This is a genomic window from Ralstonia flatus (assembly GCF_958439105.1).
In the GTDB taxonomy this organism is placed as follows: Bacteria; Pseudomonadota; Gammaproteobacteria; order Burkholderiales; family Burkholderiaceae; genus Ralstonia; species Ralstonia flatus.
The window spans coordinates 59055-83750 of sequence record NZ_CAUDLI010000007.1; the positions used below are offsets into that span (position 1 = coordinate 59055).

Here is a 24696-nt window from a genome sequence, read left to right on the forward strand (position 1 = left end):
CTAGTTCCCCCAATCCCAATGCGGTCGACTGCGGTACAGATCACGCCGTGTCATCGGCACAGGCCATTTACCCGGGTGGCGATTGGACGCCAGGATTTGATAGATGCCGGAGCCACCGGCCTCGAACTCCAACGCGCAGGCCGCCATGTACAGGCGCCAGACGCGATAGGCGGCTTCTCCAACTTCAGCGATCGCCGCATCGCGCTGAGCCTCCAGGCGATGCACCCAGTGCCGTAAGGTCATCGCGTAGTGCGGGCGCAGTCCCTCGACGTCATGGATCTCAAAGCCCGCGCGCTCCATGCCGAGTTGGATGTTGCTGATGCAATCAAGCTCGCCGTCGGGAAATACATAGCGATTGATGAACTCGGTGGCAGCTGTCTTGTTCCACCCTTCCTCGTCGTGCGTGATGCCGTGGTTCAAGAATAGGCCGCCCGGCTTGAGCATCCGACGCACCACCGCATAGTAGGCCGGCAGGTTGCGCAGGCCGACGTGCTCGAACATCCCGATGCTGGAAACCTTGTCGTAGACACCCTCGCCTTCCAGATCACGGTAATCGCGCAACTCCACCGTGACGCGATCCTGTAACCCTTCGATCCGAATGCGCTCGCGGGCGTATTCGAGCTGTCGCTCGCTTAGGGTGATGCCGTGGGCGTGCACACCGTGCTCGCGCGCGGCCCAACATACGAGCGCCCCCCAGCCGCAGCCGATATCCAGCAGCCGTTCGCCGGGCCGCAGGCGCAGCTTGCGGCAAACGTGCTCAAGCTTGTTGCGCTGCGCCGTGTCCAGCGAATCGGAGGGCTGCTCGAAGTAGGCGCAGGAGTACACCCGCTCCTCGTCCAGCCACAACCCATAGAACTTGTTGGACACGTCATAGTGGAACGAGATCGCGGCGCGATCGCTGTGGCGCGAATGCCGGTGCGCGAAGCGCCGGGCGACCCGGGATGCGAAGCCCGCATCCGGTTTGATCTCACCCAGGTCCGGAGCGGGCAGCATTAACGCGTCCTTTAACAGCGCGAGCTTGTCGCGCCACGACAACTGGATCGACTCGAAATGGTTCTTCAACCGGAGCGCGCCGTACAGGTCTCCCTCGATGTCGAGCACGCCCCGAAAGTACGCGTCAGCCAATAAAAGGGGACTGCGCGCCACCACCAACTGACGCAACAGGCTGGGGTCCCGCACCACCAACGTGAAATCGACCGCCGTATCGTGCCCGTGCAGCGTGTCGTTCCACAGCCGCAGTGCGGGCGGCTTCTCCATCCCAGCGAGCAACCGACGCAGGATGCGTAGCGCCGGCTCGGTGTCGGTCGAAGGAACGCTGCCAATAAATGCCTTGGTGCTGTTCATCTCTTGCCCTCCCGTTGGGTTGATGGCTCGTCGCGGTCCTCTCCGCCAATTGACACGATGAAGCGCCAACCCGACATCGGAATCGCGGCTTTGCAAAATCCGGCCAGATCTATCTCGAAGTGAACGTGCGGAGTCTTGGCACTCATGTGGCACCCCCGGGGTCTTGCATGAGTTCACGAACCGCGGACGCTAGGTCCGGGGCAACGGAGATTCCATTGGTGGGATGGACAACCGTGTCGCAGCTCACCACCAGCCCGGCCCCAGTGGACTCCAAATCCTGAACCGCGTTGCCTGAAAACACCGCGTGAATCGCGATGCACACAGGCGCGGCCAAGCCCGCGCGCCGCAGATGACCAATGGTCTCGGCCATCGTGCGACCGGTGGAGACAATGTCATCGACCAGCACCGGCGTGTGGTCGCGCCAGCGCTCCACATCCGGCACCGAAACCTCGACATCCCGGTCACCTTTGCGGACCTTGTGCAGCACCACCATGGGCGCGTCCGCCCTGCTTGCGACATCGGCCACCCATTGGTTGCTCTCCTCGTCAGGGCCCACAAGCGCCGGGCGTGTCACATGGGCGCGCAGCCATGCCGCCACAGCCGGCGCCGCGTGGACGTGACGCGTTGGGATTACATAGACCTGCGACAACTTGGTGATGCGGTGCAAGTGGGGATCGACTGTTGCCAGCCAATCAAATCCACGCGACAACCAGGCTGCAAAATGCCGTGCACTCACCGTCTCACCCGGCTGGAAGCAACTATCCTGTCGCATGTAGGCGAGGTAAGGTGCGACCAGACCAACGTCGGTCGCACCGTTCTCCCGGGCGGCCGCCGCCAACAGCAGCAACGGAATCAGCTTGTCGTCCGGCCGGTCTAGCGTGCAGACGATGGCGACCCGCCGCCCCTCCACGGCAGACTCCACCCGCACATACGACTCTCCATCCGGAAAGCGCCGCACCGTCGTAGTCCCGCGCTCTGCGCCCAACGCCGAAGCCAGCTTCTCTGCCATCGCTTCATTGCCCGGCATGGCAAAAATCAGTGGCGTCATCTCGAATCTCCCACATCGATCAGCGGGTGAGCCTCCAGGTAGTCGAACGCGTAGTCCAACTCGCCGAGCGCTTCGGCATGCACGGTGAACAGCGGCATACCTCGCTCGACGCGATCCCCCAGCTTGACATGCAGTTCGAGCCCGGCAGCGGGTGCCTTCGGTGCCCCGGCGAGCTTGGCCACGCGAGCCAACCGCCGGCTGTCGATCTCACGTACCATCCCGTCACGTTCGGCCAGCACAGGCTCGCGTAGCCGCGCCCGCTGCGGCTCGCGTAAGCCCCCTTGCGCTTTGCAGATCGCCTGGAATTTGGCCCACGCGGCGCCGCTATCAAGCAACCGCTGAGCGACCAAGACGCCAGTACCCGGCTCGCTGTGACCGCAAAATTCCAACAGTTGTCCAGCCAATGCGACAGCGCGCACGCTCAGATCCTCGGGCGCGCGCTCGGCACGCTGAAGGACTGCCAGCACGTCGTGCGCCTCCAGTGAGGGACCAATGCCACGGCCCACCGGCTGCGTCCCGTCCGTACGCACTACCTGCAAGTGCAAATCAAAGGCCTGCGCTACCTGCTCCAGCATTTGCTTCAGGCACTCGTAGTCTGCGTCACTGCGCACCTTGGCGGTCGGCCCGACCGGCACATCGATCACGGAGTGGGTAGCGCCGGCAGCGATCTTCTTCGACAGCACAGATGCCACGAGCTGCGCGTCGCTGTCGAGGTCCAGCGGGCGCTCGACGCGGATCAACATGTCGTCGGCCGGGCTGAGCGCCAGCGAGCCTCCCCAGACAAAGCAGCCGCCCTCGCGTTGGACAACGCGGCGCATCTGCTCCAAATCGAGCGCCACCGGCGTCATCGTTTCGATCACGTCGGCGGTGCCAGCCGGCGAGGTAATGGCCCTTGACGACGTCTTCGGCATCGTGAGCCCGGCCGCGGTGATGATCGACACGACAATCGGCGTCGTGCGGTTTCCCGGCAATCCACCCACACAGTGCTTGTCCGCGATCGGTGCATGCCCCCAGTCGAGCCGCTTGCCCGCGGCCAGCATCGCTCGCGTCAGATCGATCGTCTCCTGCAAATCCATCCGCCCGCCGGCGCAGGCGCTTAGAAAAGCGGCGATATGTGTCCCAGGGTAGCTGCCAGCGGCGACGTCACTAATGATCGAGTCCAGAGCCGACGCGTCGAGCCTGTGGCCGTAGATCTTCGCCCGCACCTGGCTCATTGAGTCCAGCGTCGGGGCATGCGAGATCGTGATCCGGTCGCCCGGCGCGGGCGCCAGCGCTCGCCACGCGCTGTTCGAAAGCGCCGCCTCCCCCAACTCCAGCAAGGTCGGATCGACAACGTTCAGCGTGGCGATGATCGAGCGTCCGTTCAGGCTAATCAGTACTCGCGTCTGCGCCTCGAAACCCTCGGAGCGGCAAACATGGCAGTCTCGATGCATGTAGACGACATATTCCTGCTGCGTCTCGATGCCCATCCGACGCACGGCAAGACTTGCCCTGTGGCGAGGGTTCCTCATACATCGAACTCCACGTGCTGTCCCAACAACGGAACGCTGGCGGACCACCCAAGTTCCCGCTCGATGCGCTGGCGCATCGCATCAGCCGGCCCCGGCTCGCCATGGGTGACGAACACCGAGCGCGGCGCCGCTGGCGCACTGCCCAGCCACTCGATCAATTGGCTTGCATCGGCATGCGCCGACATGCCCTGCAGTGAAATCACTTCGGCACGCACGGCGACGTCCTCACCGTGAATGCGCAGGCTTCGCTCACCAGCCTGCAGCCGCGCGCCGCGTGTCCCCCCAGCCTGATAACCGGCCAGGATGATGGTGTTGCGCCGGTCCGGCGCCAGATGCTTCAGATGGTGCAGCACGCGGCCGCCGGTGGCCATGCCGCTGGCCGAGATGATCACAGCCGGGAGGGCCAGCCCAGCCAGCGCCCGCGATTCCTCCGGGGTCCTGATCATGCGCGCAGCTTTGTACATCCCGAGGCAATCTTCGAGCGACAGCTTATGTTCGGCGTGATGGCGGTGATAGATCTCGGTTGCATCTATTGCCATCGGGCTGTCGAGAAAAACAGGCAGGTCTGGAATCGCGCCCTGTTGCTTCAGCTTGTGGATCAAATGCAGCAGCAACTGTGCACGCCCCACCGCAAACGCCGGAATCACGACCATGCCGCCACGGTGTGCTGTGCGAGCAATCGCCTCACCGAGCACGGCCTGCGCATTGGGTACCGGTTCGTGTAGCCGGTCCCCATAAGTCGATTCGACAACGATGTAGTCTGCCTTGGGAGCCGGCGCAGGCGCACGCATCACCGGGTCGTCGGGGCGGCCAACGTCTCCGGAGAACAGCACTGTCGTCTGCCCCGCTGTCAGTTCGGCCGAGGCCGCGCCGAGAATATGCCCAGCCGGGCGCAAGGTCACCGTAACGTCGGGGACGACGTCCACACACTGGTCGAAAGGCAATCGGTGCAACTGTTCCATTGCGCGACGTGCGTCGTCCTCCGTGTACAGCGGCAAAGCCGTGGCGTGCTTGGAGGTGTGATGCCGGTTCGCATAGGCGGCGTCCTCCTCCTGGATTCTCCCGCTGTCGGGCAACAGCAGACCGCATAGTTCGATTGTCGAGGGCGTCGCCAGAATCCGGCCCCGGAAGCCCTGTTTCACGAGCAACGGTAACGCACCGGCATGGTCCAGATGGGAGTGTGTCAGCACCACCGCATCGATGTCGGCGGCGCTGAACGGCAACGGCTCCCAGTTCAGCAATCGCAACTGCTTGTAGCCCTGGAACAACCCGCAATCAACCAGCAGGCGCTGCCCCTGATGCTCCACCAAATACTTTGAGCCGGTCACTGTGCCGGCCGCACCGTGAAAACTGAGCTTCATCGCCTCCCCCTTTTTGTCATGCGTGGTGGTGGCGATCCGCTTGCTTGTCGCCAAAATTCGGGATGAACCGCGGGGTGTGCGACGCATAGTGCGCCCACTCCTCCCCAAATTCGCGCTCCGCCCACTTCTCTTCCGTAATGGCCAAACGCACGTACATGACCACCAGCACTGGGAACATCAGCAGTGTCAGGATGGTCGGCCACTGCAGTAGAAAACCGAACATGATCAAAACGAAGCCCACATACTGCGGATGCCGGATACGGGAGTAGGCGCCGGTGGTCGCCAGCGTATGGCTCCGCTGGTTGTGGTAAAGCACCGCCCAAGCGGCCGACAATAGCCAAAAGCCACCGCCGATGAAGATAGCGCTCAGCAGATGGAACGGCCCGAAATGCGGATTGGCGCGCCAGCCGAACATCACCTCCAGCAGGTGGCCAGCGTCATGCGACATGAAATTCACGCCGGGGAACTTCGCGCTCAGCCAACCCGACAGGAGGTAGATCGTCAGCGGGAAGCCGTACATCTCGGTGAATAGCGCCACCAGGAACGCAGAGAACGCGCCAAACGAACGCCAGTCGCGCGGGCTTTGTGGCTTGGCGAAGCTGAACGCGAAGATGATGAAAACGAGGGAATTGATGATTACCAGCGACCATAAGCCATAGGCGGGAGGTGTCGATTGGTCCATGATGGCGCTCCTCTGAGAAGAACTTAGTGGTGGTGATGCTGAGCGCCCTGAACGGGCGGTTGTTCGCTGGCCGTCGACCCCGATGGGCGGCTACTTCCGGAATCGGAACCGCGCGGCTGGTCCTCGTGACCTGCGTGCCCTCCATGGCCACCGTGCCCGTGGAAGAGGTGCAGCAGCGGACAAGCCAGCAGTAGAAGAAACGGCAACCAGCCGAACAGATGTGCCCGGTGCTCGGTGAACAGGAAGAACAGGGCAATCAACGCAAACGCAATGAAGATGGCCCCTGAACCGATGCGGCCCGACTGGCGGTGCCTGGAGAGAGATCGAAGCGACGACATGAGAACTCCTTCGCAAGGTCAAGGTTAGGGACGCCGATCGGTGCACTGCCCGGCCGCCCCTCCTAGCGGTCTATCAGTGGCAGCATCCACCGCTCTTGTGAGCAGTGCCGGTTGGGACGTCACCATGGTGGGCATGCTCCGTCTTCGCTCCGGCGCCAGTGCTAAGCGACTCGGCTTCGTAACCGGCTGCTGCCAGCGCGGCCAGCATTGCGGGCGCGGCCTGGGCGTTACCGCTGACGCGCGCGATACCGCGCGCCAGATCCACGTCGACGGCATCCACACCAGGCACTCGCTGCAGTGCATGAGTAACCGACGAGACGCAGGAGCCGCAGCTCATGCCCTTGATCTTCAGTTCGATAGTGTCCATGGAAGAAATCCTTTTAGGAGGTGACGTTGAAAATCTCACTGCGACTGCGTTCAACACAGCGCCAGACACTTTCCGGCAGTAGAGAAAGAACGCAATCGAGACGCTCGGGGCGAATGCCGACCAAGGCCGCTTTTGTTCAGTGCATTGACGATGGAACGGCGTGTTGCAACGCACCTTTGGCGGTGTCCGCACTGGATGCGCGTCAAGGCGATACGTAAGACAAAGCCGCGCACTGCCAAACAGCGACAGAGCGCTATAGCGTCAACCGGAGGAAGACGATTGGTATAGACGCGAACTTGTCCGCTGGCCGGGGATTGGACTGACGGTGCACACTGCAGCGGTCCACCTCCGGCGTGGATGCCATGCTCATCGGTAATGGCACGGCCACCGGAATGAGAGGCTTGTCATGATCCGACAGCACACGGGGAATGCTGGTTGAGGACTTTTCGCAGAAGCTGTGGCAGGCAATCTTGCCGCTATCGTCACAGCCATCATCGTCGGCATCCGCATGGTGTCCATGACTGTGGGCTGACACGTGGCCAGATGCCGGCGCTGCGGCCTTACCTGCATCCGCGACAGCGCACGCGTTTGCGATGCCGACGGCCAGACCCAACAGCCACACCAGTAGCATTTGAGCTGCCCAGCGGCGTAGATGTCGGGAGTGGAAGAACATGATTTCTGCCCAAAGAGAGGAACGGTCACACAGAGTCAGCCTAGGCGCGGATGTCCAACCTCCGGTTGATACAAATCAACCGTAAACCGTCCGACGGTTCAACTCAACAACGTCTTCAGGCCCGCAAACGCAGCGCCTGGGTCAGCAATCCCGTGGTAAATGGCCGGGATCTCGTTCTTCAAGCCCAGCAGCCCATAAACCGCGTGCATCGCGCCGCGAACCGAATATTCGACGGTGAACACTACGTCCTGAGGGATCTCAACATACTGCCCAAGCAGCGCGAAGTTCTTCGCTCCGTGCGGGATCACTGGCGGCCGATCCGAAGGCTCGCGGCGCTCAAATTCGCTGGTGATGTACGGCATCATCACCGGGATCACAGTGGTGGTACGACAGACCTCGTCAAGAATGTCCTCGCAATGCAAATGGTGCAGCAGCTCGGTGAGGATTTCCTGGCCGGTTGCCTGGGCCATCGTCTTGTCGATGTAATCGCCCTTGTTGTCCACGAAGAGCCCGTAGCCCCACAGGGTGTACATGTCTTTCGGCTGTCCGGCGAAGTGCGGCGCGTGAGGCACGACGATCGACATCAGCCAACTCGAATCCTTGAACGTCATCAGACCGCCGGTGCCTGGCGCATTGCCGGTAAAGGTCTCAATCCGGTGCACAAGCGCCGGGCTGCGCATCGTCAAGGTGAACGACTCCCACTTGCTTTCGTCGACGTTGCCACAGAACGCATTCGGCCGCCCGAGCCCAGGTTCCTTACGGGCCATGGTCTCCCACAGAGTCCAGGCGCCATCGCGTTTGTCGCGCACCAGTTCCGGTGCATGGTGGTCGTCCCCATAAGACGCGTCGGCGGTCATCGAGCCGATGGTGATGAGCACCAGATCCTCTTGCCGCACGTCATAGGCCATCGGCTGTCCGCCGCGCACCACGCGCAGCAGTCCAATTCGCCGGCCGTCACCGGTTTCAACAAAGTCGACATCCTCCACCTTTGTGCCATATTCGAACACCACACCCTGCTGTTTCAGCCATTGCTCCATCGGCCGCACGATCGCGTCATACTGGTTCAGCGGCGTGCGCCGTACGCCGGCCAACGTGTGGATACGCGGGAACTCCTGCAAGAAGCGCAACATATAGCGTTTGAGTTCGATCGCGCTGTGCCAGTTCTGGAAGGCGAAGGTCGTACGCCACATGGCCCAGAAGTTGGTCTCGAAGAAGTGCGGCGAGAAACAGTCCTCAATGCGAAGCGTATGCAGCAGCCCTTCTGGCGTGGCCAGCAATCGCATGATCTCCAACCGGTCATGGAGGTTGAAACCCAGATCGGCAGCGTCGAGGATACGGCGTTGCCCGTCGATCAGCCGGGCGTGTGAATCCGAGCGCCATTCGGCGTTGAAGGCCCAGGCCTGCTGCTTGACACTGATTTTCGGATCATCCAGCGACGGAATGCTGTCGAGCACGTTCCACAGACAGACATAAGTCTCTTCGGTGAACATGCGACCGCCCCGAGTTACATAGCCTTTGTGCGGATCACCGGAGCCATCGAGCGCACCACCGGCCACCTGCTGTTCCTCCAAGATGTGGATGTTCTCCCCCTTGAAGCCTGCGTCGCGAATCAGCAGCACGGCAGCCGACAATGACGCAATGCCGCTGCCAACCAGGTATGCGCTACGGTGCTCGTTCTTCGTTACCTCAGCCATGGAATCCTCTGATTCTGTGTGGATGCTCAATGAGCAACGCGACTTGGGAATACTTTAGGTGGGTATGCGATCGATACTTTGCGCCAGCGCAAGTTGCTGTTGAGTCTCATGCCGCCGTAATGGATTTGTCATGTTTGCTTTCCGCGACACATCCCCTATCGGCTGGGCACAACCATGGAGAAGCCACGGCGCTTGCGCCCGCGCGCGCGGCCCCAATGTCGCGGGTTGATGAAGGTCAACCTCGGCGATTTCCAAGCGTCAATACTGGGAACGCATACCAATGCGCGGTTGTCCGGCGCCTACCCAGGCCGCCCACCAACCTTCCCAGCATTGGAGACCAGACTCACTTTCAATAAGGTCGACTTGGAGAAGAATCCCATGGAACCGCGACAGCAACAGTTCTCCCTCTGGTACGTGCTCGTGACCATACTGGCCATGCTTGCAATCCAGACGCTCTTCGTGTCGGGGCATGTCGAGACGATCCCATACAGCGATTTCAAGGTCCTACTGAAGGCTGGCAAGCTCAAGGACGTGGCTATTGGTGAGCAGGCTATCAGCGGAACCTTCTCGACAGAAGGTATCGACAATCTCCTTGCCAAGCAGCAGATCGAGGAAATCCGCCGAGAGGCAAAGGGCGACCACGCCTTCTCCACGCTTCGAGTGGCCGATCCTGAGCTGGTGCAGGAGCTCGAAGCGGCAAAGGTGCGCTTCGTCGGGCAGCCCGACAACAAATGGCTGAGCACGATCCTCTCGTGGGTTGTGCCGGCCGTCATCTTTTTCGGTATCTGGAGCTTTCTCATCAAGCGCGTGGGCGGCGCCGCCGGCAGCATGATGGAAATTGGCAAGAGCAAGGCAAAGGTCTACATGCAAAAGGAGACCGGCGTGACTTTTGCCGACGTGGCTGGAATCGACGAAGCCAAGGAGGAGCTGTCGGAGATTGTTAGCTTCCTGAAAGATCCTCAGCGGTACCAGCGCCTGGGCGGAAAAATTCCCAAGGGCGTGCTGCTGGTTGGGGCCCCGGGCACTGGCAAGACCTTATTGGCAAAGGCCGTGGCAGGCGAAGCCGGCGTGCCATTCTTCAGCATGAGCGGCTCCGACTTCGTCGAGATGTTCGTTGGTGTGGGTGCAGCACGGGTCCGCGATCTCTTTAAGCAAGCCGAAACCAAAGCCCCCTGCATCATCTTCATTGATGAGCTTGACGCACTCGGAAAGACGCGAGCACTGAATGCGGTCGGCGGCAACGAGGAGCGCGAACAAACACTGAACCAGCTTCTGGTCGAGATGGACGGTTTTGATAGCAACAAAGGCGTCATCATCATGGCCGCCACAAACCGACCCGAGATACTGGACCCCGCCCTGCTTCGCCCCGGTCGCTTTGACCGCCACGTCGCACTGGACCGGCCTGACCTCAAGGGACGGGAGCAGATTCTCAAAGTTCACGTCAAGGGCGTTGTCCTCGCTCCTGAGGTCGACCTGACTAAACTCGCCGGACGGACCCCGGGGTTCGCAGGTGCCGATCTTGCCAACTTGGTTAACGAAGCCGCGCTCCTTGCCGCGCGCAAGAGCAAGCAAATGGTCGAGATGGCAGATTTCGACGAGGCGCTTGACCGGATCGTCGGCGGCCTGGAAAAAAAGAACCGCGTGATGAATCCGAAGGAGAAGGAAACTATCGCATTCCACGAGGCAGGACATGCCATCGTCGCGGAGCATCGGCCGCTGGCTGACCGTGTCTCCAAAGTTTCCATCATTCCGCGGGGCGTTGCGGCGTTGGGTTACACGCAACAGACCCCAACCGAGGACCGCTACCTGCTCAAGCGCAGCGAACTGCTTGACCGGCTCGATGTCTTGCTCGGTGGCCGTATTGCGGAACAGCTCATTTTCGGCGACGTATCCACGGGCGCACAGAACGACCTGCAGCGCGCAACCGACATGGCTCGGCAGATGATTACCCAGTTTGGCATGAGCGACCAGCTGGGCCTGGCCACGTACGAGAATATGCCGAACCCGCTCTTTGCTGGGACGGGGCTAATGCAGCGCGAACGCAATGAATACAGCGAGAGCACCGCACAGATGATTGATGCTGAAGTCCGTAAGCTATTGGCAGAAGCAAGTCATCGCGTACAAGCGACGCTGGAAGGACAGCGGACCAAGCTCGATGCTCTGGCCCAATTACTTCTCGAGAAGGAAGTGGTTGACCGCCAAGACCTGGACATGTTTTTGTCAGCGAAGGTGACGCCAATGCCTCCGCCCAAGCCCGTCGCGAATATCGAGGAGTCAACTGCAACGGGGAAACCGGACCAAAAAACGCAAGGCACATAGAGCGAAGATTGATGCCATGGCATGCCAAGAACGCAACCACGCCAAAGCGCGGCCGGCTGCCGGCAATCAATGCGTTCACCACGTGAGACAGGCGCCCCGATGGTGTATTGAGCTACCGACGCCCTCCCCGCGTGGGGGTTGTGCCACCGTCAGCCTTCGTGCCGTTGCCGAGCACTGCCCGCAACGTATCGACATGGCGCCGGCCGTGGCGCACAAGCCGATCCGGAAATCGCGAGGCGAGCCAGGCGTAAACATGGTATTTCGCCAACTTGCCGAGCCACAGTGCGGCGATGACCTCTGCGACCGGAAGTCGCGAGATCGCCGCAAACATGAGAGCGGGGGTGAGAGGCACCGGTAATGCGGCAATGACCGAAAGCGATACGACGCCGTAGTGTTCGAGCCAGTGGGTCGCATCACGCCACGCGGTGGATCGCACCACGTCCGGGTAGGCAGCGAACAACCGGTTCCACCCCAGGTGATGAAAGACGAGGTACAGCACGAGAGCGCCAACAGCGGCCCCCAGGCTGGCCAAAGTCGCGATGGACACCCAGCGGCGCGGCGCCAACAGGACTGCGGCCATCAGCAGGCTGGCAAATGGAACCGACATCGACAGTTCCGCCGCCAGTGCTGCCCCGGCAACCACCAGTGGGAACGCGCGCGAGTCGGCCCGCCGGGTTAGGGCACGGAGCAGACCGGACTGCAGGCTCAGGCGTAGCATTGCTCAGTTGCCTTCATCGCTCACGCAGACGACCTTCAAGCGTCTCCTCCTTATCGATTGCGTCTGCTGGATAGCATCAGGATGCGAGACGTTTCGCATCGAGGCACTCCTTCGAAAATTCGAACACGACCTCAGGATCGGGAGCGACCAGCTTGTTCTTCTTGCCCGCGTAGTGCAGCCGCGACAGGATGTGACGAATCAAGTTGAGCCTGGCCGTGCGCTTGTCGTCGGCGAGCACGATGTGCCATGGCGCGGCAGCCGTGTGCGTATGCATCAGCATGGCGTTGCGTGCCGTCGTATAGGCATCCCAATGCTTCAACGCCACGGCGTCGACCGGGCTCGTCTTCCACTGCTTGAGCGGATCGCGGCGCCGCTCGGCAAGTCGGCGAGCTTGCTCGGCTTTGCTGATGTCGAGGTAGTACTTAAGCAGCTTGATACCGGAATTGACGAGCATTTCCTCGAAGTGGGGCACGGAGTACATGAACTCGTCATACTGCTCAGCAGTGCAGAAGCCCATCACGCTCTCAACGCCTGCCCGGTTGTACCAGCTGCGGTTGAAGAGGACAAACTCTTCGGCGAGAGGAAGATGGGGCACGTAGCGCTGGAAATACCAGCCGGTGCGCTCGCGATCTGACGGCTTACCCAGCGCTACCACCCTCGTCTCGCGGGGGCTGAGAAATTCGATAATGCGTTTGATGCTGCCGTCTTTGCCTGCCGCATCCCGCCCCTCCAGCAGGACAAGGATGCGGTCACCACACCCGATGAAATGCCGTTGAAGCTTGACCAATTCAATTTGCAGCAGGTGCAGTTGCGCCTCGTAGTCCTCGCGACCCTGGACTCCTTTGGCAGCATCGACTCGCGCCTGGCTGGACGATAAGCCAGTTACGTGTTCGGCGTCCGATGAAGTGGTCTTTTTCTTCGACTTGCCTTTTGCCATATGCGCACCTCCGGCGTTGGCTATGGAAACGGGAGTAACGCTCCAGAGCGTCATCAGCCGTATGGCGGTTTCGTTGTTACGAAACGCTCAAATGGGCAGACAACCACATTTTGAACCTACGAACGGGTGAACAAGCTTAAGCACCTGCCAATTTTGCGCGGTTGATGTGAGTCAAGCGCCCTCCGATGTATGGTCGAATTCAGGAGGACATGGATCAGCGCGACTATTGCGCGATCCTTTGCCCGAATGACGCTCTCGTAATGTGGTCGTCATCGCTCGGTCAGGGGCGGATTCTTATAGTGGCTCCCATAGCAAGTCCTTTGAGTCCAACCACTTCAGGAGAATGCAATGAACCACACCAAGAAGACCGTCTTGATCGCAGCCGCGCTGATTTCTCTCGGCGCGAACATTTCCAGCGCAGCAACCTCCAGCAACGGGGCCCTCGCTCAGCGCGACGTCTACACCGACGGGGCGCGGGCTGCTGACGCGCGCGATCCGTACACTGATGGCGCCAAGGCTGGAAAGTTTGAGATCTACTCGGACGGCGCATGGACGGGCGACACGCGCTATCCGGCCACCGGTGGCTCGTCGAGTTGAGGCATTACGAAATGTCTACGCGATCATGGCCCTCAACCTGAGTTGACAGGTCTTGGTCGCTGCTGACCTTTTCGACGTCCAATCATCGTCTTACAGGCTTGGCGAATCCGCCGAGATGCATTGGTCGGCACAGTATCGGCCATGCTCCATCCGGTATCAAGGTTCACTTCCGCCGATGTGCGGAGGCGAGACCGAAATCCGATATTCGATGTCATTCGTTCGGTCAACAAGTTTCACCAGTACGCGGAAATACACGCGCCCACTCAGCACCGAGGTGAACACCTGGCCGTAGGAAACCTGGCCGTTGATAACCATGGGCGTCAGATACTTCGGCGGCGAATCAACGATCCCGACTTCCTTGAGTTGCGCACGCACCACGGCATCTGTGATACGGGAGCCGTCGGCACGAAACAACGCCACTAGCAAGTGGTGAGGGCGGCCGCCTCCCGGTGAAGGTGCGCCATGCGACTCCTCCAAGTCGAGCCTTTCCGAGGCGATGGCGGCGGGAATCAACCCCCAGTAGAGGACGACGCCCTCACGTTCGAGCCGCGCTTGCGCGAGCGTTTCCACCGACGGCAGCGCCAAGACACAAATCACCGCAGCGTAGGGAACAAATGAGCGCAGAGACAACATATTCACCTCCTACCGCGACTTCGCAAATATCAAACAGAGATTTCTGCGTCTTCACAGGATGACCGGCTTGCCGGGCAACCTCTGCTCGCGCCGGTCGCGCGCCGGGAAATGCTGCGTCAGGCGCAGCGTGATGGATCGTATCCCGTCGATCACACCGCGCTCATATTCGGCGCGCCGACACGCGGCTTCCATCTGGCTGCAGATCGCCTGCCATCCTTGAGCACCAACCCGCGCGTGAATGCCACGGTCGGCAACGATCTCGACACTGCGGTCCGCCAGCAATAGATAAATCAGGACGCCGTTGTTCTGCTCTGTGTCCCACACACGCAGTTGCGAAAAGACTTCAAGAGCCCGTTCCCGCGCCGTCACCCCCTTCCATAGCGCAGAGAAGCTCAACGCGCCTTCCACGGCAAAGCACAGATGCCCGACATGGGACGACTCGCTTTGAGCGATCGCTTGCCCGATGGCCCGCATCGCCTTGCGCGGGAACGCTCGCCTGACGCGCCAGTGCGTCGTCAGTAGATGGGAAAGAATTCGCTTGATGTTTTCCATCACCATTTTCCCGAGGCACCACCACCACCGAAACCACCGCCGCCTCCACCGAAACCGCCGCTGCCACCGCCGAAACCGCCGCTGCCACCGCCGAATCCCCCGCGGCCCGAGCGTGAGCCTGTAGACCAAGAGCCTCCGTGCCCAACCATGCCCGGACCCAATAGCGTATAGATGAGCGCGATCACTCCCGCCGTAAACGCGACAAAAATGGCGCCCGAAAGCAACCAAGCGACTAGGGCGACGGCGCCGCCCGCTGCAACCGCCCCCGGAAAACGGCCAAGGAAGTCTCGCAGCGCGCCGCCAAACACCAACGTCAACACCAGAATGACAGGCATATAGGACCGAACGGATACGCCTCCGTCGCGCGTCGACCGTGAGGGGGGCGGCAGTGCTTCACCCTCAATCACGGCTTGCATACTCTGAACACCGTCTTTCACGCCGCCATAAAAATCGCCAGTCTTGAACCGCGGCGAGATGACTTCGCTAATGATGCGCTTGCTTGTCGCATCGGTTAGGACACCTTCCAACCCGTACCCGACTTCAATGCGAAGTGTGCGGTCGTCTTTAGCGATGATCAGCAGTGCGCCGTCGTCGACGCGCTTTCGCCCCAACTTCCATTGCTCGACCACGCGCAGCGAATACTGTTCGATGGCTTCGGGCAGTGTGCTGGGCACGATCAGTACAGCGATCTGCACGCCCTTTTTGTTTTCGAAGGCTTGCAGCGTCTGTTCTAGCTCTGCTAGTTGCCCAGGCGTGAGTGTGCCGGTCTGGTCAGTCACCCGCGCCGTCAAGGGTGGCACGGCAACTTCGGCAACCGCCCCAAAAGAGACGAGCGCAGCCGCTGCCACAAGCAAGCCACGCGCGATTTTGAGGAGGTTCACTTGGAGCTCCCCGGCGCACTGGCGGACGGCGAACCGAATTCCACCTGGGGCGGCTTGGCAATGGCCGTCTCGTTGGCAACGGTGAAATTGGGCTTCTCCTGATAGCCGAAGGCCTTCGCGGTCAGATTCGATGGAAATGAGCGCACGGTCACGTTGTAGCTCTGTACCGATTGGATGTACCGATTTCGTGCAATGGTGATCCGGTTCTCGGTCCCCTCAAGCTGTGCTTGCAGATCGCGAAACCCAGCATCTGCCTTCAACTGCGGGTAGTTCTCCGACACGGCAAGGAGTCGGGACAGCGATCCGGTCAACTGCTGCTGCGCCGACTGGAATCGGGCAAACGCCTGCGGATCATTGAGCAACGCAGGCGAGGCTTGGATGGCGCCGACACGCGCGCGAGCCTCAGTCACCTCCGTCAACACCTCTTTCTCATGACTTGCGTAACCCTTGACCGTGTTGACCAGGTTCGGTACCAGGTCGGCGCGCCGCTGGTATTGGTTCACGACTTCAGACCAGCCTGCCTTGACCTGTTCATCCTGCGCTTGAATGGTGTTATAGCCGCACCCCGAGAGGCTGATTGCCAAAATTACCGCAACAACGACTGACCATGCTGCTCGCATCAGACACCTCCATTTTCGAGATTCTTAGCCCCGGAGGCATGGGAACACCGCGCATGGGCCAACCATGCCGTTCCTGCCACACAAGAGCCCATGCCGCTCCGGGTGTCCTGTTTCCATGCTAGTCACTCGGGCGGCGAATTTGTTGATGTCGCTCAAGGCCCACAATCGCGACCCCCGAGGGGACGGTCTTAATACCAAACTGGACTGCCAGTGAATAGAATGACCCAATCGGATTTGGGCAGGAGCGTCTTATCATGCGGACTGTCGGCGAAATTGCACTCTCCATCTCGACCACGTCGACGCTGGAAGCCACACAAACCGAAATTGCCGAGCACAAGGGCTTCGGCCATCCGGACAGCCTGTGCGATGGCGCCGTCGAGGCGGCAGCCTGCGCCCTATCCCGAGCCTATCTGCAAGCATACGGAGCGATTCAGCACTTCAACCTGGATAAGGCGCTGTTAATCGGAGGCATCAGCCAGCCACGGTTCGGCGGCGGCAAAGTTCTGCGTCCCGCGCGGCTGATCGTCTGCGGCCCCGTGACCGAGTTGCCGTCGGCTTCGGCCACGTCACTCGTCGAGCAATCCATCCGCGAATACCTGGTGGCAACCTTGGGAAAGGCAGGCAATGACATCGGCATCGAGCTTGTTTTGAGGCCTTCGGCGCCGAATCTTCAGCGTGTTATCCAGCAGGCGGCGCTTCCGCTGGCCAACGACACCTCCTTCGGCGTCGGGTACGCACCCCGCTCCCGACTCGAAGACACGGTCCTTTGCGCTGCGCGCGTCCTGCGCTCCAACGAATTTCGCAGCGCCTTTGATGCGGCTGGGGCGGATTTTAAGATCATGGGGCACCGGCTGGGCGCGCACTTCGGCCTTACCGTGGCGCTCGCACTCGTCGACCGAGACGTGGGAAGTATTGAAGACTATTTCACACTCAAGGGCCGATTGGCAGCGTACCTGGCTGGGTGTCTGCCGACGGCGTGCCATATCGGGATCAACACCCTGGATGACCCAGCTACGCTTGACGAGAGCGGAATTTACCTGACCGTGACCGGGTTAAGTGCGGAGCACGGCGACGATGGCGAGGTCGGCCGCGGCAATCGCGTCAACGGCTTGATCACGCCGTACCGCCCGATGTCATTGGAAGCGGCAGCGGGAAAGAATCCGGCCGCGCATGTCGGCAAGCTCTACAACGTGCTGGCACATCGATTGGCGGCGAGCATTCATGCCGACATCGAAGGCGTGGATGAAGTGACGGTCAGGCTGCTCTCGGCAATCGGCCACCCGGTCGACCAGCCTCAGTTGGTGGCGATCGACCTTGCAGCGGCGGGTGGGTTCTCCGCTGCGCGGCAGCGGCAAGTTCGCGAGCTGACCGCGCAGCATTTGGCGGCGCTTCCAGCGCTGATACGGGAGTTGGCCACGGGTGCCATCGCCGTCTTTTAGCGGAGCGCTGCATCGTTGCTTTCGAGGCCCCATTGCTTGTAGCGGCGCCTCTAGAACTTTCCTGATCGCAGGATCGCAACCGCCCAAGCGAGGCCCATCACGCTGGCGACGACGAAACCCAGAAGCCCCAGCACTGGAATGCCCGCATAGTGCGGACCGCTGTGGAACGCCATGACGATTGAGGAGCCAATCACGACGCTCGCAATAATCAAGCTCAAGCTCAGCCGGTTGCTTGCACGGTCGATATGCGCTTCCAATCCTTGCAACTGGTCGTGTTTGATATGCAGCGTCGCCTTACCGCTGCTGAGCGCCTCCACCGTGCGGTTCAGAATGTCGGGCAGCAAGGCGGCGGCGTGATGCAGCGCGCGCAAGGTGCGGAATCCCCTGCTGAACTCGGTCTGTACATTCGCCCCCTGCAATAGTTTGCGGCCGAGCAAATGCGGCGCATATTCCCGCAAGGACGCGAGTGCGTTGAAGTCCGGGGCGAGCGTCAACGCTTGCGATTCGACCAGCATGAACGCTTTCGAGACCAGCAGAAACTGGCGCGGCAGTTTGATCCGATGGCGCTGGCTGAGCAGCGCAAACTGGCGGACAATTTCGCCGAACGAATAGCCTTTCCCGGCGGCTTCGTAGTATGCGTCAAGTGCCTGCGAAGCATCGCGGGTAAATGCCTCACGATCCACCCCCTCGGTCGCCACCCCCATCTCGAAATAGGCATCCACCATCCATGACACCTCGCCGGAACTGACGGCGAGAATCAACTGGGCCAAGGCTTCCTGATCATAGGCGGACAGCCGTCCCATGATGCCAAAGTCATGAAAGCAAAGCCGGCCGTCCTCCAGCAAAAATACGTTGCCCGGATGCGGGTCGCCGTGAAAGAAGCCGTCCTCGAAGACCTGCTTCAAGAACGATGCCATCAGCGCCTGCGCCACGCGCCGTCGGCTCTCCTGTTCGGACGACGGAATATGCGTAAGCTTCTTGCCGAAACTGCGCTCCATGGTCAAGACACGTCGGCTGGTCTGCTCCCAAAAGATGCGGGGCACGAAGACGTGCTTATCATCCTGCAAATTCTCCCTCAGGAGATCGCCGTTGCGCGCCTCGACTTGATAGTCCAATTCTTCGTTGATGAGCCGGGCAAACTCTTCCACCAGATCGCCCGGGCCAAATCGGCGACTCTCCGGCACATACCGCTCCAGTTGACGGGCCAAGAAGCGCATGATCCTGACATCGGCATGAATGATGGGCTCGATGCCGGGGCGCTGCACCTTGACCACCACGCTGGTGCCGTCAATCAACTGCGCCGTATGGACCTGGCCGATCGACGCGGCAGCCAGGGGCGTCTCATCGAAACTGGTGAACAACGCGTGAACGGATTTGCCCAGTTCACGCTCGACAATCTCACGCGCCTGCTCGCCAGGGAAAACAGCGACATCATCCTGGAGCCGTTGCAGCTCCTCGATATAGACCTCCGGCAACATATCGCGCCGCAGGCTCAGAAGCTGGCCAAACTTGACGAACGCGGGCCCCAGCCCTTCGAGCGTAGCTCTCAGCCGCTTTGCATCCTGATCGGTCGCTTGCACCGCCTCAACTGAAGCTTCGAGTGCGTCACGGCCAATCCGTAGCCGCTCCACATAATGCGCCCACCCTGCCCCGGCCAATGCGCGCAGGATGTACAAGAGCCGTGGCAGTTCAGCGGGCACCCGCTCGCGCACCGCTGGTTCGGGATTCGCATGCGTTATGACGCCCATGTTCCTTCTCCTCGTTGCCCACCTTCCCCATTGCCGCGCCATGCACGCATCCGAGCCCAGCTTTCCGGACGTCGACAGCCGGCAAGCACTATCGTTTTAGAAGAACCACTGTATCTGCGTGTAGTAGATGTGATGGAAATGTCCAAACTCACTGCCACTGCTGCCCATAAAGAACTGGGCGCCGATCTGCCAGTCGAGATTCGTCTTGATCGAATAGGTCAGCAGGGGCGAAACGAAACGGCTATGGTCGTCCAAATTGACCACCACATAGCCCTCCCACTTGAGCAGCGGCGTGATTTCGTAGCTCATGTAGCCACCAGCATAGTGCTTGGCAACGCTGCGAATCTTGCCGGTCAACAGCGACGTGAAATCGTACGCGGCGGCATTGGTCGTGCCGGCGCCGTTGTAGTAGAGCTCGGCGCTAAGCGTGAGCGTGTTCGCAAACGCATAATCGAGCGCGAGAACGGCACGTTGATAGGTCGAGCCAGTCTTGGCACGCACTTGCGTGAACTCACCACGAATGCCCGCCGTGCCGATCTGCCCCGCGAGATCGAAGCCGGCGACCTGCTCATTGCCGAAGCGCCCGCCGACAATGGAATAGTCCACGCCATGCGTGTTGGCGTGCCAATTGAATGCCGCGCTGGAGTCCGCGCCACCGTGCCCCGGCGCGTACACAGCGCTGATGCGGGAGATGGGCCCCAGCTTGTGCTCGGCCAGCACCGCGTCGACACCCACGCGCTCCTCGCGCTCGATGGCAGTCGGGTTCAGGGGGTTCAGCAGGTCGAGCGGGCTCCAGAAACGGCCCGTTCCCCATGCGATGCGCTGCCGCCCGATGCGCACATCGGTGTCGCCCGATGACAGGGTGACGTTGCCGCGATACAGCCGGTGCTGGCCGTAGTACGAGCCGCCACGCAGGTAATTGCCGTCGAGATCCAGGTACTGATCCGGCGCGAGACTGCTCTGGCTTGCGAACTGTGCGGTGTGCAGGTAGCTGCCGAACAGCAATTCGTTGTCGTACTGCAGATCCACGGCGACGTGCTCGGAGAGCTTGCCCTGCAACTGCAGCCGCAGGCGATTGAGATCGAGCAGATAGCGTTGCCCGCCGGGCACGATGGTTTCCGATTCCTCCAGCAAGCTCTTGTAGTAACCGGAAAATTTCAACCCGGACTGCGACGTCTCCTGCGCCGAGGCTCCGAAGGCCAGAGCCGCCAGAAGTCCGAACGGCACGGCTTGCTTAAACATGGCGTATCGCTTGCACTGGATCGAGCCGCGCCGCCTTGGCCGCGGGATAGAGCGAAACCAGCACGCCGGCAATCAACAGCGCAATACCCGGCGGGACCACCGTCGCACCGAAAATGCGCGGATAAACGATGCCGGTCAACCCGGGGATGGCGGAATATCCGGCGAAGAAGCTCGACAGGTCCATACCGGCATGCCCAAGATACAGCACCAGCGCAATGCCGGCGCCATACCCGACGGCAGACGCGATCAACAGCAAGGCGATGGACTCATATACGACCATGCGCCTCAAGGCGGCGGGCGACGTGCCAAGCGCCAGCATCACGCCAAACTCGCGCGTGCGCTCGGTGACGGCCATGAACACGGTATTGATGACCGACGTGGTAATCACCAGAAGCAGCACCGCCAGGATGATACTGCTCACCACGCGCAGGAGCCGGACCATGTCTTCGAGCTGCGGCAAGAGTTCCTGCCACGGTATCAGCGTCACGTCGGTGCCACCGATACGCGCGCGTAGCAGGGCAACGGCAGCGGACACGTGCGCGCGATCCTCCAGCCGGACATTGATGGTGGAAACGCGTGAACCGAGCGCAAGCAACGACTGCGCCGCTGGCAGCGTGACAAAAGCAAATGCGCCATCGAAACTGGCACTTTCCGTCGAGAAAATGCCCCCCACCCCGTAGGCTGCCGTGCCGAGCTCGCCGTTGGCGGCCTGGGCCATGACGACGATCTTCTCGCCCAGGCGGACACCGAGCTTGTCGGCGAGCCTGCGGCCAATCATGACTTCGCGATCGGCGCCAGGTATGAGCGCCCGTCCCTGGACAACCGTGCGGGAAATGAACGTGACCTTAGCCTCCGCCACCGGATCGATGCCGATGAGCATGATGCCTTCGGATTTCGAGGCCGTGCTGGCCAACGCCTGGACCTGGGTGCGCGGCGCAGCCGCAATCACGCCAGGCGTGCCCCGGACGGCTTGCAGCAGCGAGACGGCATCGTCGATGGCAAGCTCGGGGGCATAATCCTTGCGAAAGCCCTTGCGTTCGACCTGGATGTGCCCCGTCAGATAACGCGTGGAGTTCTCGATCGTCTGGTCGAAGAATCCGTCGAAAAACCCCAGGATGAAGACAAAGCCCACGATGCCGAAGGCAGCGCCTGCGGCCATGAGGGCCGTGCGGCGTGGATTGCGCAGCAGGTTGCGCAGTGCGAGCAGCACGAACACCGGCAAGCGGGAATCGCCCGTGTTTCGTGACGACACCCGCATGGCAGCGGGTAGCCCGCGAATCGCCTCGATGGGCCGCAACTGCACGGCCTTGGCAGCGGGATACAGTGCCGCCAGCCCGGCAATGACGAAGACCGCCACTGACAGCACGACGCCACGCTCGGCGCTCACCACCGGATAGACGACGTCGGACAGCCCGGGCATCGTGCGCAGCCCGGCTTCAAAACCGTGCAGATGGATACCCGCGCGCGCGAAATACGCCGTCACTGTCCAGCCGACGGCGTTGCCGACGATCAGGCCAACGATGCCCAGAAGGATCGATTCATACAGGACCAGCCGAAGCACGCGCGTGCGGCTCATGCCGACGGCAAGCATGATGCCGAATTCGCGCGTGCGCTCCATCACGGACATCAGCACAGGATTCGCCACCGCGAAGACGACCACCACGAAGAACACCAACAGCACCACGTAGGTCGTGACCTCGTGAAAGCGCGAACTGACCGCTACCATCGGTAGCAGCCGTGGCCACCCCACGACTTCGTAACGATCTCCCAGGCGCTCGGCGAGCCCCGCGCTGACCGGCTCCAGGCGCGAGCGCTCGCGCAGCCGCAGGGCGATGGCGGTGGCGCCACCGGGCGCGGAGAGAAACTCCCGCACAACAGGCAGCGGCATCACGGCGACGTAGCCGTCGAGATCGTCGATCTTGCTGCGGAAGATGCCGCGCACCGGATACTTTCCGCTCGATATCGAGCCGTCGTAGCCCTGCCCCACGAACACGATGTTCTGCCCGGGCCGCACCGCGAGCGCTTCAGCAAGCATCTCCCCGATCAGCACGCCGGGCGCGCCGGTCGTCAGCGGCTGCCCGGCCACGATGGCGTCCGAGAGCATCGTCACCTGCGCCTCGTCTGCCGGCTCGACGCCGACGAGCATGAGGCCGCGCGACTTGTCGCCCCGGCTGGCCAGCGCTTTGGTTTCCAGGCGGATGCTGGCGGCTGCCACCCCAGCCTCGTTGCGCACGGCATGCAGGATGGGGGCCGAGTCTGGCATGGCGAGATCAAGGATCGGATCGTCGTGGTAGCCCTTGAGATGCACCTGCGCATCGCCGGCGAAATACCGCGTGGTGTTCTCGACCATCTCGCGGTTCATGCCAGCGGTGAATCCCCAGTTGAAGATCATCGCCGCTAGGCCGATGGCGATCGACGAGATGGTGATGGCGGAACGCCTGCGGTTGCGCAGCACATTGCGCACGGCGAGTGGCAGCAGCATCATGGCGGTCGGCGCTCATCGGCTTCGATCCGGCCGTCACGCAGGCGAATGACCCGCCGCGCGCGTTCGACCACCATCGGGTCGTGGGTGGAGAACACGAACGTCACGCCGCGCCGTTCATTCATGGCCTTCATCATGTCCATGAGCGCGGCGCCGGCTTTGGAATCCAGATTGGCGGTCGGCTCATCGGGCAGCACGATGATCGGCTCGGCCGCGATGGCGCGCGCCACCGCCACGCGCTGCTGCTGCCCACCGGAGAGTTGCTGCGGACGCCTGTGCTCCATCCCTTCCAATCCCAGTTCCTTGAGCAGCGTCATGGCGCGGTCCCGGCGCTGCATCTCTGGCACCCCCTGCAACAGCATCACGAATTCCACGTTTTCTAGCGCGGAAAGAACGGGAATCAGATTGAACTCCTGGAAGACGAAGCCGATCTTGCGCAAGCGGATGTCCGAAAGCGCGGCTTTACCCAGTGTCCCGATCTCGCTGCCGTCGACCCAGACATGGCCTTCGGTGGGTGAGTCCAAGCCACCGATCACGTTCAGGAGCGTTGTCTTGCCCGAGCCGGACGGCCCTACCAGCACCGCAAAGTCGCCTTTGCGGATTTCCAGATTGATATGCTGCAGCGCATGCACGACGCTGGCACCTTGCCGATACAGCCTGGAGACACCTACGAGCTTGACGACTGTATCGGCTGCAGCATTCATGGCTTTTGCAGATTGCGCTGCGTAAAGCGTTCGTCGTCAATCGGCTGGTCGTAGCGCGCGGCCTTGACGACGATCACGGTTGCGTGGCCTGGATCATTCACGGGGCGCATTTCCCATTTGGTCGGAATGGTGCGGCCACCCATCGGGCCAACGTCGGAGAACGTCAGGACCCGCACCAGTTCGTTGCGCTCGTTGTAGTAATACTGCTTGAGCGGAATCGTATCCGCTTGCCGAATCCAGTAGAGAATCTTTCCCCACACGACGGCGGCATCCGGCTTGGGAATCGATTCAATCACGTAAGACGCGGCGCCGTTCAGCACCTCCGTGCGGAGAACCCGATGCGTGTAGTCATCCACGGCGCTGCTTTGCTTGACCAAGTCGTCGTTGGTGAAGTCGGAGCCCATCCAGGGCTGCAGCATCATCGACGGCGGAATCTTGATGGTGCGCTCGATGTTGGGCAGGTAGTTCCACATCTCCGAGCCGATACGCAGCGACCCAATACCGGCCTCCTTGGCCGGCGCCAGAACGCGGATGAACGAGCGCCGCGGCCGCTCCATCCAGGCGCGCAGGTCAAGCGCGCGCTGCCAGCGCGGTGTGGTGATCGTCATCTGGAACTCGCCTTGCAGCGTCTTGCCCCACAGCAGGGTATCGACGCGATCGACGAGCGTGCGGCCGTCTGGTTCCTCAGCCCAAGCCCCACCCACCATGCATGCGGCAGCAAACGCCACAAGGCACGCGGACACCAGAGAGGGAATGGCCTTGCGAACCATGGTGCCATCCGGGCAGCTGAACGATTTCATGGCATC

Annotated in this window: 22 protein-coding genes; 3 read left to right on the plus strand and 19 right to left on the minus strand. The window is 61.5% G+C overall.

From position 1 onward, the window contains the following. The 8 genes from R2676_RS16725 to R2676_RS16760 all read right to left on the minus strand — a co-directional run bounded on the left by R2676_RS16725 (position 1) and on the right by R2676_RS16760 (position 9018). Complete coding sequence (locus R2676_RS16725) at positions 1-1344, minus strand: SAM-dependent methyltransferase (RefSeq protein WP_009241691.1); 1344 nt, start codon at positions 1342-1344, stop codon at positions 1-3. 142 nt (positions 1345-1486) lie between these two features. After that, complete coding sequence (locus R2676_RS16730) at positions 1487-2392, minus strand: ribose-phosphate pyrophosphokinase (protein WP_004635153.1); 906 nt, start codon at positions 2390-2392, stop codon at positions 1487-1489. Further along, a complete protein-coding gene (locus R2676_RS16735; protein WP_004635154.1) occupies positions 2389-3903 on the minus strand; it encodes a thymidine phosphorylase family protein in 1515 nt (504 codons plus the stop codon). Before R2676_RS16735 ends, R2676_RS16730 begins: the two co-directional genes overlap by 4 nt. Then, positions 3900-5264, minus strand: coding sequence for an MBL fold metallo-hydrolase (locus tag R2676_RS16740; protein WP_004635157.1), 1365 nt, complete (start codon positions 5262-5264; stop codon positions 3900-3902). Before R2676_RS16740 ends, R2676_RS16735 begins: the two co-directional genes overlap by 4 nt. Before the next feature lie 16 nt (positions 5265-5280). Beyond that, complete coding sequence (locus tag R2676_RS16745) at positions 5281-5946, minus strand: methyltransferase family protein (protein WP_004635159.1); 666 nt, start codon at positions 5944-5946, stop codon at positions 5281-5283. 23 nt (positions 5947-5969) lie between these two features. Further along, positions 5970-6284 (minus strand): DUF2933 domain-containing protein, encoded by a 315-nt coding sequence (locus tag R2676_RS16750; RefSeq protein ID WP_004635160.1) that lies wholly within the window; start codon positions 6282-6284, stop codon positions 5970-5972. 73 nt (positions 6285-6357) lie between these two features. After that, on the minus strand, positions 6358-6651 hold the full coding sequence (locus tag R2676_RS16755; RefSeq protein ID WP_004635162.1) for a heavy-metal-associated domain-containing protein: 294 nt from the start codon (positions 6649-6651) through the stop codon (positions 6358-6360). Between the two features lie 771 nt (positions 6652-7422). Continuing rightward, positions 7423-9018 carry an oleate hydratase gene (locus R2676_RS16760; protein WP_004635167.1) on the minus strand — a complete coding sequence of 532 codons (1596 nt, stop codon included), beginning with the start codon at positions 9016-9018 and terminating at the stop codon, positions 7423-7425. 378 nt (positions 9019-9396) lie between these two features. Here R2676_RS16760 and ftsH point away from each other — a divergent pair, with 378 nt between their 5' ends. Continuing rightward, positions 9397-11337 carry an ATP-dependent zinc metalloprotease FtsH gene (gene ftsH / locus R2676_RS16765; RefSeq protein WP_009241692.1) on the plus strand — a complete coding sequence of 647 codons (1941 nt, stop codon included), beginning with the start codon at positions 9397-9399 and terminating at the stop codon, positions 11335-11337. Between the two features lie 112 nt (positions 11338-11449). Here ftsH and R2676_RS16770 read toward each other — a convergent pair whose 3' ends face one another. Both R2676_RS16770 and ppk2 read right to left on the minus strand, forming a co-directional pair. Beyond that, positions 11450-12055 (minus strand): YqaA family protein, encoded by a 606-nt coding sequence (locus R2676_RS16770; RefSeq protein ID WP_009241693.1) that lies wholly within the window; start codon positions 12053-12055, stop codon positions 11450-11452. Positions 12056-12131: 76 nt separating this feature from the next. After that, on the minus strand, positions 12132-12992 hold the full coding sequence (gene ppk2 / locus R2676_RS16775; protein ID WP_004635170.1) for a polyphosphate kinase 2: 861 nt from the start codon (positions 12990-12992) through the stop codon (positions 12132-12134). Positions 12993-13340: 348 nt separating this feature from the next. Between ppk2 and R2676_RS16780 the strand changes: the two genes are divergently transcribed. After that, positions 13341-13589 (plus strand): hypothetical protein, encoded by a 249-nt coding sequence (locus tag R2676_RS16780; RefSeq protein ID WP_004635173.1) that lies wholly within the window; start codon positions 13341-13343, stop codon positions 13587-13589. Between the two features lie 156 nt (positions 13590-13745). On the opposite strand, the gene R2676_RS16785 is transcribed toward R2676_RS16780, so the two are convergent. Genes R2676_RS16785 through R2676_RS16800 form a run of 4 tightly spaced genes read right to left on the minus strand, consistent with a single transcriptional unit; the run spans position 13746 to position 16275 of the window. Further along, positions 13746-14222 (minus strand): hypothetical protein, encoded by a 477-nt coding sequence (locus R2676_RS16785; protein ID WP_009241694.1) that lies wholly within the window; start codon positions 14220-14222, stop codon positions 13746-13748. Between the two features lie 51 nt (positions 14223-14273). After that, on the minus strand, positions 14274-14774 hold the full coding sequence (locus R2676_RS16790; RefSeq protein ID WP_004635178.1) for a TPM domain-containing protein: 501 nt from the start codon (positions 14772-14774) through the stop codon (positions 14274-14276). Beyond that, on the minus strand, positions 14774-15655 hold the full coding sequence (locus tag R2676_RS16795; RefSeq protein WP_004635180.1) for a TPM domain-containing protein: 882 nt from the start codon (positions 15653-15655) through the stop codon (positions 14774-14776). Before R2676_RS16795 ends, R2676_RS16790 begins: the two co-directional genes overlap by 1 nt. Continuing rightward, entirely contained in the window at positions 15652-16275 is a 624-nt protein-coding gene (locus R2676_RS16800) for a LemA family protein (RefSeq protein WP_004635183.1), read from the minus strand. The genes R2676_RS16795 and R2676_RS16800 overlap by 4 nt, the downstream gene beginning before the upstream one ends. A gap of 254 nt (positions 16276-16529) precedes the next feature. On the opposite strand from R2676_RS16800, the gene R2676_RS16805 reads away from it, so the two are divergent. Continuing rightward, positions 16530-17714, plus strand: coding sequence for a methionine adenosyltransferase (locus R2676_RS16805; protein WP_004635185.1), 1185 nt, complete (start codon positions 16530-16532; stop codon positions 17712-17714). Positions 17715-17764: 50 nt separating this feature from the next. Here R2676_RS16805 and R2676_RS16810 read toward each other — a convergent pair whose 3' ends face one another. From R2676_RS16810 to R2676_RS16830, 5 genes are all read right to left on the minus strand, one after another. Further along, positions 17765-19462: an ABC1 kinase family protein gene (locus R2676_RS16810; RefSeq protein ID WP_004635187.1), complete on the minus strand. Its 1698-nt coding sequence runs from the start codon at positions 19460-19462 to the stop codon at positions 17765-17767. 96 nt (positions 19463-19558) lie between these two features. Then, positions 19559-20704: a hypothetical protein gene (locus tag R2676_RS16815; RefSeq protein ID WP_004635189.1), complete on the minus strand. Its 1146-nt coding sequence runs from the start codon at positions 20702-20704 to the stop codon at positions 19559-19561. After that, positions 20697-23189, minus strand: coding sequence for an ABC transporter permease (locus R2676_RS16820; protein WP_004635192.1), 2493 nt, complete (start codon positions 23187-23189; stop codon positions 20697-20699). The genes R2676_RS16815 and R2676_RS16820 overlap by 8 nt, the downstream gene beginning before the upstream one ends. Next, positions 23186-23890 carry an ABC transporter ATP-binding protein gene (locus tag R2676_RS16825; protein WP_004635197.1) on the minus strand — a complete coding sequence of 235 codons (705 nt, stop codon included), beginning with the start codon at positions 23888-23890 and terminating at the stop codon, positions 23186-23188. The genes R2676_RS16820 and R2676_RS16825 overlap by 4 nt, the downstream gene beginning before the upstream one ends. Continuing rightward, positions 23887-24660 carry an outer membrane lipoprotein-sorting protein gene (locus R2676_RS16830; protein WP_004635198.1) on the minus strand — a complete coding sequence of 258 codons (774 nt, stop codon included), beginning with the start codon at positions 24658-24660 and terminating at the stop codon, positions 23887-23889. Before R2676_RS16830 ends, R2676_RS16825 begins: the two co-directional genes overlap by 4 nt. Between the last annotated feature and the right edge of the window lie 36 nt (positions 24661-24696).